Origin of the sequence: Bradyrhizobium sp. (assembly GCF_016462955.1) — a bacterium.
Classification (GTDB): domain Bacteria; phylum Pseudomonadota; class Alphaproteobacteria; order Rhizobiales; family Xanthobacteraceae; genus Bradyrhizobium.
On record NZ_JAEMSD010000301.1, the window covers coordinates 1 to 8544 of the forward strand.

The 8544-nt window shown below is 65.9% G+C and carries 12 protein-coding genes; 6 read left to right on the forward strand and 6 right to left on the reverse strand.

Annotated features, from left to right (window positions below):
• Positions 1 to 150 precede the first annotated feature (150 nt).
• From JHD07_RS25600 to JHD07_RS25610, 3 genes are all read right to left on the reverse strand, one after another.
• Positions 151 to 633: a DUF992 domain-containing protein gene (locus JHD07_RS25600; RefSeq protein WP_291627115.1), complete on the reverse strand. Its 483-nt coding sequence runs from the start codon at positions 631 to 633 to the stop codon at positions 151 to 153.
• Positions 634 to 916: 283 nt separating this feature from the next.
• A complete protein-coding gene (locus JHD07_RS25605; protein WP_291627117.1) occupies positions 917 to 2119 on the reverse strand; it encodes a pyridoxal phosphate-dependent aminotransferase in 1203 nt (400 codons plus the stop codon).
• A 66-nt stretch (positions 2120 to 2185) separates the two neighbouring features.
• Positions 2186 to 2587, reverse strand: coding sequence for a hypothetical protein (locus JHD07_RS25610; RefSeq protein ID WP_291627119.1), 402 nt, complete (start codon positions 2585 to 2587; stop codon positions 2186 to 2188).
• A 61-nt stretch (positions 2588 to 2648) separates the two neighbouring features.
• Here JHD07_RS25610 and JHD07_RS25615 point away from each other — a divergent pair, with 61 nt between their 5' ends.
• The 6 genes from JHD07_RS25615 (at position 2649) to JHD07_RS25640 (ending at position 6536) form a co-directional block, all read left to right on the forward strand.
• Positions 2649 to 3299, forward strand: coding sequence for a glutathione S-transferase family protein (locus JHD07_RS25615; RefSeq protein ID WP_291627121.1), 651 nt, complete (start codon positions 2649 to 2651; stop codon positions 3297 to 3299).
• A gap of 153 nt (positions 3300 to 3452) precedes the next feature.
• Positions 3453 to 3629, forward strand: a complete 177-nt coding sequence (locus JHD07_RS25620) for a hypothetical protein (protein ID WP_291627123.1) — start codon at positions 3453 to 3455, stop codon at positions 3627 to 3629.
• A gap of 73 nt (positions 3630 to 3702) precedes the next feature.
• Complete coding sequence (locus JHD07_RS25625; RefSeq protein ID WP_291627125.1) at positions 3703 to 3861, forward strand: hypothetical protein; 159 nt, start codon at positions 3703 to 3705, stop codon at positions 3859 to 3861.
• Positions 3862 to 3989: 128 nt separating this feature from the next.
• A complete protein-coding gene (locus JHD07_RS25630; protein ID WP_291627127.1) occupies positions 3990 to 4799 on the forward strand; it encodes a PAS-domain containing protein in 810 nt (269 codons plus the stop codon).
• Positions 4800 to 4886: 87 nt separating this feature from the next.
• The gene (locus tag JHD07_RS25635) at positions 4887 to 5342 is read left to right on the forward strand and encodes a GNAT family N-acetyltransferase (RefSeq protein WP_291627129.1); all 456 of its coding nucleotides are present in this window, start codon (positions 4887 to 4889) and stop codon (positions 5340 to 5342) included.
• A gap of 252 nt (positions 5343 to 5594) precedes the next feature.
• Positions 5595 to 6536, forward strand: coding sequence for an aldo/keto reductase (locus JHD07_RS25640; RefSeq protein WP_291627131.1), 942 nt, complete (start codon positions 5595 to 5597; stop codon positions 6534 to 6536).
• Positions 6537 to 6548: 12 nt separating this feature from the next.
• Here the strand turns inward: JHD07_RS25640 and JHD07_RS25645 are convergent, their stop codons facing one another.
• From JHD07_RS25645 to JHD07_RS25655, 3 genes are all read right to left on the reverse strand, one after another.
• Positions 6549 to 6872 (reverse strand): antibiotic biosynthesis monooxygenase, encoded by a 324-nt coding sequence (locus JHD07_RS25645; protein ID WP_291627133.1) that lies wholly within the window; start codon positions 6870 to 6872, stop codon positions 6549 to 6551.
• A 72-nt stretch (positions 6873 to 6944) separates the two neighbouring features.
• Positions 6945 to 8162 (reverse strand): DUF1501 domain-containing protein, encoded by a 1218-nt coding sequence (locus JHD07_RS25650; RefSeq protein WP_291627135.1) that lies wholly within the window; start codon positions 8160 to 8162, stop codon positions 6945 to 6947.
• 2 nt (positions 8163 to 8164) lie between these two features.
• Positions 8165 to 8544 (reverse strand): DUF1800 family protein (locus JHD07_RS25655; protein WP_291627138.1); only part of this gene is annotated, 380 nt, incomplete at its 5' end.

The window sequence follows — 8544 nt, forward strand, 5'->3', positions numbered from 1 at the left end:
GATTGCTATGGCGCGCAGTGCGCGCCTGAGCAATCCGGGTGAGGGGCCGCAGCGTACGGAGGGACTGTAACCCCTCACCCGGATCACATCTTCGATGTGATCCGACCTCTCCCTTCGGGAGAGGTGAGCCAACACCGCCGCTGGCGCTCGCTAACGGCCCGGACGGAGTTCCAGGCTCTCGAGGCCGGCGGCAATGTTGAGGCCGACCTGGCCCTGCACGCTCAGCGGCTGCAGCGCGATCGAATTGTTGGAGCCGCCGACCAGCACGTTGCCGCCCAAGCCGACACCGACCGAGGCGCTGCCCTGCGCGCCCACGTAATTGCCGGAGAGGTCGCCGGGGCCGAGCCGATCGACCGGTGCGAACACGCCCCAGGCCAGCGCCGTCTCCTGGGTGATGCCGATGTCGAGGCCCACTTTCCGGATCGTCGCGACATAGCGGTCGTCGGGCGAGCCATCGGCGCGCAGCACACAGCCGAGATGGGTCACCGATCCCACGATGAAGCCGACGCTGGCGCCGCCGCGGCATTCCAGTATGCCGACCCGCGCCATCCGCTGCTGCTGCGCGCTGGTATTTGCGACGGAGACAACGAGGCCGGCAGCGATGAGGCCGGCGAAGAGGAACGAACGGCGCATGAATTATCTCCCGCTATGATGTGATGCGAGCAGAGAGAGCGCCCCACCCGTGTTGCGCGACGGTCTATGCCACAAGAGCCGCGGCCGTGCCAGATCCTCCGTCATGGCGAGCGCAGCGAAGCAATCCAGAACTATCTCCGCAGAGGCAGTCTGGATTGCTTCGTCGCAACAGCTCTTCGCAATGACGGGGATAGAGCAGTGCGCTCTTGTCCCCGGCAAATCTTCACTTGCCGGAACAAAAAAGCCCGCCGAAGCGGGCCTTTTCGATTCTTGCGCGACCGTCTTACCGCAGGTTGCCGCAGAAACGCTGGATGCGCTTGCAGGCATCTTCGAGGTCCGAGGTTTTGGTCGCGTAGGAGATGCGGAAGGCCGGGCCGAGGCCGAAGGCCGACCCCTGCACCACGGCGACGCCTTCGGTCTCCAGCAGCTCGGTCACGAACGTCTCGTCGTTCTCGATCACCTTGCCCGACGGCGCTTTCTTGCCGATGGTGCCGGCGCAGGACGGATAGACGTAGAACGCGCCCTCGGGGCGCGGGCATTCGATGCCGCTCGCCTGGTTGAGCATGGAGACCACGAGGTCGCGGCGCTCCTTGAACACCTTGTTGTTGGCGGGAATGAACTCCTGCGGACCGTTCAGCGCTTCCACGGACGCCCATTGCGCGATGGAGCACGGGTTCGAGGTCGATTGCGACTGGATCGTCGACATCGCCTTGATCAGCTGTGCGGGACCGCCGGCATAGCCGATGCGCCAGCCGGTCATGCAATAGGCCTTTGACACACCGTTCACGGTGAGCGTGCGGTCGTAGAGGCCGGGCTCGACCTGCGCCACGGTGGTGAACTGGAAGTCGTCATAGACCAGGTGCTCGTACATGTCGTCGGTCATCACCCAGACATGGGGATGCTTCATCAGCACGTCGGTGAGCGCCTTCAGCTCGGCCCTGGTGTAGGCGGCTCCCGTCGGGTTCGACGGCGAGCACAGGATGACCCATTTGGTCTTCGGCGTGATCGCGCGCTCGAGCGCCTCGGCCTGAAGCTTGAAACCGGTCGCAGCGGTGCAGACCACCGGCACCGGCTCGCCGCCGGCGAGCGCCACCATCTCGGGGTAGCTGACCCAATAGGGCGCGGGAATGATCACCTCGTCGCCCGGATTGATGGTGGCCATCAGCGCGTTGTAGAGCACCTGCTTGCCGCCGGTGCCGACGATGATCTGGTTCGGCTTGTAGACCACGCCGTTCTCGCGCTGAAACTTGGCGATGATCGCGTCCTTCAGCTCGGGGATGCCATCGACCGCGGTGTACTTGGTCTTGCCGGCTTCGATGGCGTGGATCGCGGCAAGCTTGATGTTGGCGGGCGTGTCGAAGTCGGGCTCGCCGGCACCGAGGCCGATGACGTTGCGGCCCGCCGCTTTCAGCGCGCGTGCTTTGTCCGTGACCGCGATGGTCGCGGACGGCTTCACACGGTCGAGCGCAGCGGCAAGGAAGGACATCGTCATCTCCTGACAAGCGTCGTGAAGCCTTTCGCCTCGCGACCTGGATTGTGGGAATGAGCCACCCTAAAACGTGCGCCGCTGCGCCGCAAGAAACTTCGGCCTGATCCGCAAAAGTTTACGGATCTGAGCAGGTTCAAGCCGCGATTTCCCGCAATTTTCCGCAACTTTGCCGGCCAAACCCCTCATATCCGGCAAGGCCTGTCCTCGGAGCAATTTTGCGTGTTTTGAGTGAGGTTCTTCCCCCGTCATGGCCGGGCTTGGCCCGGCCATCCACGTCTGGCCACGCAGCACGAAGAACGTGGATGCCCCGGACAAGCCCGGGCATGACGACGCGGCTCCGCATTGACGTACACGTGATCTGATTTGCATCGTCGCGCGAAAATGATTTTCCGCGTCATTGCAGTGCGGTAGCGTTTCGAGTTTTTCTATCGACTGGCTCTTGCGGCGGATTCGCATCGGCATCATTGTTTATCCGCCTCGGGACAGCGAGCGCCGCGTCATCCCGTCCTCGGATTCGAACCGCAGAATGTACAAGCTCTATTCGATGCAACGTTCGGGCAACAGCTACAAGGTCCGCCTTGCGCTGGCGCTGCTCAACTTGCCCTACGAAGCCGTCGAGGTCGACATTCTGCGCGGCGAGAGCCGCACGCCGGACTTCCTCGCCAAGAACCCGTCGGGGCAGGTGCCGTTGCTCGAGGTCGGCGAGAATCGCTATCTTGCCGAGTCCAATGCCATCCTCTGGTACGTCGCCGTCGGCACGCCGCTCGCGCCCGAGAACCGCATCGACCGCGCCGAGGCGCTGCAATGGATGTTCTTCGAGCAGCACGCGCTCGAGCCGAATATCGGCGCCGCCTATTTCTGGCTGTCGCTGGTCAAGGGCGGCCGCGATCTCCAGACCCATTCCCTGGAGGACTGGATGGAGCGCGGTTATGGCGCGCTTCAGGTGATGGAAAACCATCTCAAGACCAACGCCTATTTCGCCGCGCGCCAACTCACGGTCGCCGACATCGCGCTATACGGCTACACCCATCTCGCCGACCGCTGCGACTTCGACCTCTCCACCTTCCCGGCGATCCGGGACTGGCTGCAGCGCGTCGAAGCGTCGCCCGGCTTCGTGGCGATGGACTGGCGCGCGGCCGACGTCGACGACCACGCCAGCATCGCGGCGGGCGCCTGACGGCTATCCGCTCAGGCGAATAGCGGGCATAAGGGCTGTCTTTGCCGCAATCCCGCCATTTTCGGCACGGCAACCGCCGCAATATTGCCGGTTGAAACTGGGACTTTCCGGAAAGTCGCGGGTGATTCGCTCGCGTGTTGAAGGATTTAGACCATGATTCGGGCGTCCGGCACGGCAGGCTTTCAAAGCCCACCCGCTACCGTCGCGTCTTCCCGGCTTACCCAGGCGGTTGCGGCCTCGCTTGCCGTCGCCGCGCTCTCGCTGTGCCTGATCGTCACCCTGACTGTGCTGTCGACCAAGGCGACCATGGCGATGGGATTGCCGGTCTGATTCCCGTTTCATCCTGGACCAGCCTTCAGGGCGCCGTGCGGCCCGCGCCGACCGGCATCGCGACGGGACGTCGATGAAATCACCTGTGGTCATCGTTGCAATCACCCTGACTGCGGCCATCCTGGTCGCGGCGTCGCTGTTGATCATCGTCGGCACGCGCAAGGGCGCAGGCACGTCGACGCTGAATGCGCCGGCGCTGCAACAGCGCGTCAAGCACGCGCACTTGGTCTAAAATCATCCGAAAGCCTTAGGCTTGCGCGCAGGCCCAGCTTAAGCACACCGCACGAAATTGCATCGCGGTCGCGCAACAATCAGTCAGTGTTGCGGCCTTACCTCGTTCGGGAGGAGCGAGACTGGTCCATGCGGTTCGGATGGCGTGCGATCTCCGGTCCGGCGCTGACGGCAGCGGCCCTGCTGCTGCTGATGTTGCTCGATCGCGTGATCCCCGCCCCCTCACCTGCGCCGCTGTTCGTTGGCATCGTTGCGCTCGCCGGTGCGCTGTCGGGCCTCGTCCCCGCCATGATCACCGCAGCAGCCGCGGTGCTCTGCGCGGCGCTGCTGTTTCTGCACCGGCACGGCGTGTCCTACGTCGCCGCGGATCTGATCCGGCTCGGCCTCCTGGCCATGATCGCCGGCGTCACCGCTGGCGTGACCGGCCTGATGCGCCAGCGGCTGCTCGGCACGTTCGCGGCGGAGCGCCGCAGCCACGCCATCGCCGCGCGGCTTTCGGCCGCGCTGGACCGGGTTGATATCGGCATTGTGCTGCTCGATGCCGAGACCCGGGCCGAATTCATCAACCGCGCGTTCCGCGATTACTTCGCGGTGCCGGACGAGATCGCCGACGGCAAGCCGCCCTTCATCGCGCTGATGTATCACGGCCGCGACACCGGCGCGTTCGAATTGCCGGAGGACGAGCTCGGCACCTTCATCGCGCAGCGCATGGAGATGGTGCGGGTCGGCGATGCCACGCCGATCAACATCAAAATGCGCAACGGCGAGGTGCTGCGCTTTGTCTGCACCGCGTTGCCCGATGGCGGGCGGATGCTGAGCTACACCCCGGTGACCGACCTCGTGCGCCACACCGACGCGCCGGCGCAGGCCGACTATTACCGCTCGCTGCGCGATCCCGCCGGCCGCAAGCTGATCGGGCATCTGCGCGTCGCGGAGTGACGCGACTCCGCGATTGATCGGCAATGCCGTCATCACGTATGAAGAATCTCGCTTCGTCGCGCAGCTCCGAAACTTGCGGAAATCCACATGTCCCTCACCATTCGCCCGGTCGTCCGGCAGGACTACGATCAATGGCTGCCGCTGTGGGACGGCTATAACGCCTTCTACGGCCGCTCGGGCCCGACGGCGCTCGCGCCCGAGATCACGCGCATGACGTGGCAGCGCTTCTTCGACGCCTATGAGCCGATGCACGCGCTGGTCGCCGAGAGCGACGGCCGCCTGCTCGGGCTGACGCACTATCTGTTTCATCGCAGCACCACCGCGATCGAACCGTCCTGCTATTTGCAGGACCTGTTCACGTCCGAGGCCGCGCGCGGCAGAGGCGTCGGCTCGGCGCTGATCCATGGCGTCTACGAGCGGGCAAAGCTCGCGGGTTCGCCGCGGGTCTACTGGCAAACGCACGAGACCAACCTCACCGCGCAGCGCCTCTACGACAAAGTCGCGGAGCGCTCCGGATTCATCGTCTATCGCAAGGTGTTCTGAGCCTGCCGGCGTCGCCTGTGGATAACTTCGCCTGTCACTGGCGCGTAACATAGCCGGCCTACGCTGTCCCTGCGTCTGGTCAGGCCCCCCGTCACCGATCAAGCGCCCAAGCGGTCCCCGTCAGTCGCCGCGTCTGACAGGGGCCGCATTTTTTTGTCCGGGGTTGTCTGCATGGCAGCAGCGCAGGCATCGGCTTGCCGATGCGCCGCGCGGTGGTCACAATGCGACGCTGCTCATCTGACAGGATCTCCCATGGAAATTCGCAATCTCGGCGCCTCCGGCCTTCGCGTGTCTGCGGTCGGGCTCGGCTGCAACAATTTCGGCCAGCGCACGGATCTGGAGACTTCGCGCAAGGTGATCCATCGCGCGCTCGATCTCGGCATCACGCTGTTCGACACCGCCGACATCTATGCCGGGATGGGCGGCTCGGAAACGGTGCTCGGCACCGTGCTCGGCGACCGCCGCAAGGACATCGTGCTCGCCACCAAATATGCCAAGCCGATGGCGACCGACGGCACCAGGCAGGGCGCCTCGCGCCGCTACATCATGGATGCGGTCGAGGCCAGCCTGAGGCGGCTCAAGACCGATTACATCGACCTCTACCAGCAGCACGACTACGACCCGCTGACGCCGATGGAAGAGACCTTGCGTGCGCTCGACGACCTCATCCGGCAGGGCAAGGTGCGCTACATCGGCAACTCCAACTTCCCGGCCTGGCGGATCGCGGAAGCCGAGTTCACCGCACGCGCGATGAATGCCAGCCGCTTCGTCTCCTGCCAGGACGAATACTCACTGCTGGTGCGCGACATCGAGAAGGACCTGCTGCCGGCGGCGCAAGAGTACAGGCTCGGCCTGCTGCCGTTCTTCCCGCTCGCGAGCGGCCTGCTGACGGGCAAGTACCAGCGCGGCGCGGCGGCCCCCGCCGACACGCGCTTCGCCAAGGCGCCGGCGCTGCGCGACCGTTACGTCACGCCGCGCAACGAGGACATGGTCGAGAAGCTCCAGGCCTTCGCCAAGGCGCACGGCCGCTCGATGCTGGAGCTCGCCTTCTCCTGGCTCGCCGCGCGCCCGCAGGTGTCGAGCGTGATCGCAGGCGCCACGCGCGTCGAGCAGATCGAGGAGAACGTGAAGGCGATCGCCTGGAAGCTTAGCGCGGATGAGATGGCGGAGATCGACAAGATCACCCTGGGCTGAGCGCTGCGCGCGCTAGTTCGCGCCGCGCCCGACCGTCTGCACCACCTCGAAGCCCTCGAACTGGGGATGGCCGAGATAAAGCGGCTTGTTGTCTCCCGCCTTGTGATGCGCCGCGCGAAACGCCTCCGACTTGGTCCAGGCCTCGAACGCGGCGTGGTTCGCCCACACGGTGTGGGAGGCGTAGAGCGTGTGGTCCTCGAGCTCGGGGCCCTTCAGCAGATGGAATTCGACGAAGCCCGGAACCTTGTCGAGATGGCTGTCGCGCGAAAGCCAGACCTGCTCGAAAGCAGCCTCGGAGCCCTTGGCGACGCGGAAACGGTTCATGGCGATGTACATGGTGGTCTCTCCTGATGCTCGGCCCATCATGTCGTCATTCCGGGATGCGCCGCAAGGCGCAGGTCTGACGTCCTAGGCCACCAGCCCCTTCATCGGCCGTGCTGCCGCGCTATCCGGAAATACCGTCTCCGCTAGCACGCGCTCGGACAGGCCGAACTGGTCCTGCAGCACGCCCTTGATGACGGAGCGCAGATCCGTGGTCGGCTTGAGGTCGCGGCCCTCGTACAAGCTCGCAAGCTTGAGGCCCGGCCAGTTGGCGATGACGCGCCCGCCCTTCACCGCGCCGCCGGCGAGCAGCGCGACGGTGCCGGTGCCGTGGTCGGTGCCGTCGGTGCCGTTGATGCGCGCGGTGCGGCCGAACTCGGTGACGACGACGACGACGCTGTCGCGCCAGCGCGCGGCGAGCCCGCTCTCGAATTCTGCCAGCGCGCCGTCGAGCCCGCCGAGCAGGAAGGCGAGACGCCCCACCGGACCGCCTTCATTGGCATGCGTGTCCCAGCCGTCGAAGGCGAGCGCGGCGATGCGCGGGCCATCATCGGCCGCCATCAGTTTCGCAGCGCCGCGCGCCACCTGTCGCATCTGTGCGGCGGCGTTGCCGCGTGTCGCCTTCATGTCGTCGCCGCTCGCGGCCTTGTCGAGCTGGAGGCCTTGCGACAACGCGGAGGCCAAAGCGGGATCGCGGTGACGATAGAGCTCGACGAGGCGCATCGCGGTGTCCTCGTCGGCCTGCGGTAGCGCAGCCGGCGCCCAGCCGACGGTGGGCGCATTGCCGCGCAGCACCAGCGGCGTGGTGGGGCCGACTGCAAGGCCGCTCGTCACCCGCTCGCCGCGCGGCAGCGCTTCGAGCGCACGGTTGAGCCAGCCGGACTGCACGCGGCCCGGGCCGGCATAGCCGCTTTCGAGCACATCCTGGCCGTCGAAATGCGAACGGTCGCGATAGGGCGTGGCCGCCGCGTGGACGACTGCAGCCTGCCTGTCGCGGTACATGCGCGCAAATTTCGGCATGGCCGGATGCAGCGCGAAGAAACCATCGAGCATGACCGCGGGATGCGCACCGTCCGCAGTGAGCGCTATTGAGCCGTGCAGGCCGGCATAATCGGGATCTCCAATCGGCGCGACGGTCGCAAGGCCGTCCAGCGCCCCGCGCAGGATCACCACGATCAATCGCGGATCGCGCCCGTCGGCCGCGCGGGCGAATTTCGGCAGGTAAGCCCAGGCGGCAAAAGAGACGCCACCGAGCAGCAGGTGACGGCGCGAGGTGAGGAGTCGGTTCTCGACGCAGTCGATCATCATCATCTCCTCTGCATTTCCGGCGACATCAGCAGCAGCGCCAACGCCTGCTGCCGCGACTCCGCGCGCGCGACGGTCCGCCGCGTCTCGGTCGAGGCCGCATCGGCAGCTGCGAACTCCAGCAGGTCGAGCGGATCGATGTTGTTGCCGAGGCGCGCGCCGATCTGCGCGGCGATGTCGAGCCTGAGCTTCATGCCCTCGGGTGCGGCCCAGGCGGCATTGCTGTCGGGAAAGCCGTTGGGGCCCGGCGGCGCCCATAACGGTTGCCCGAGCAGGTTGAGGCCGTTGAGATAGCGGCTCGGATCCTCCGGCACGCGCGCAAGCAGCCTGCCGCTGGCGACCAGGAACTCGTAAGGGCTGCGCATCTTGGTCAGCGGCAGGC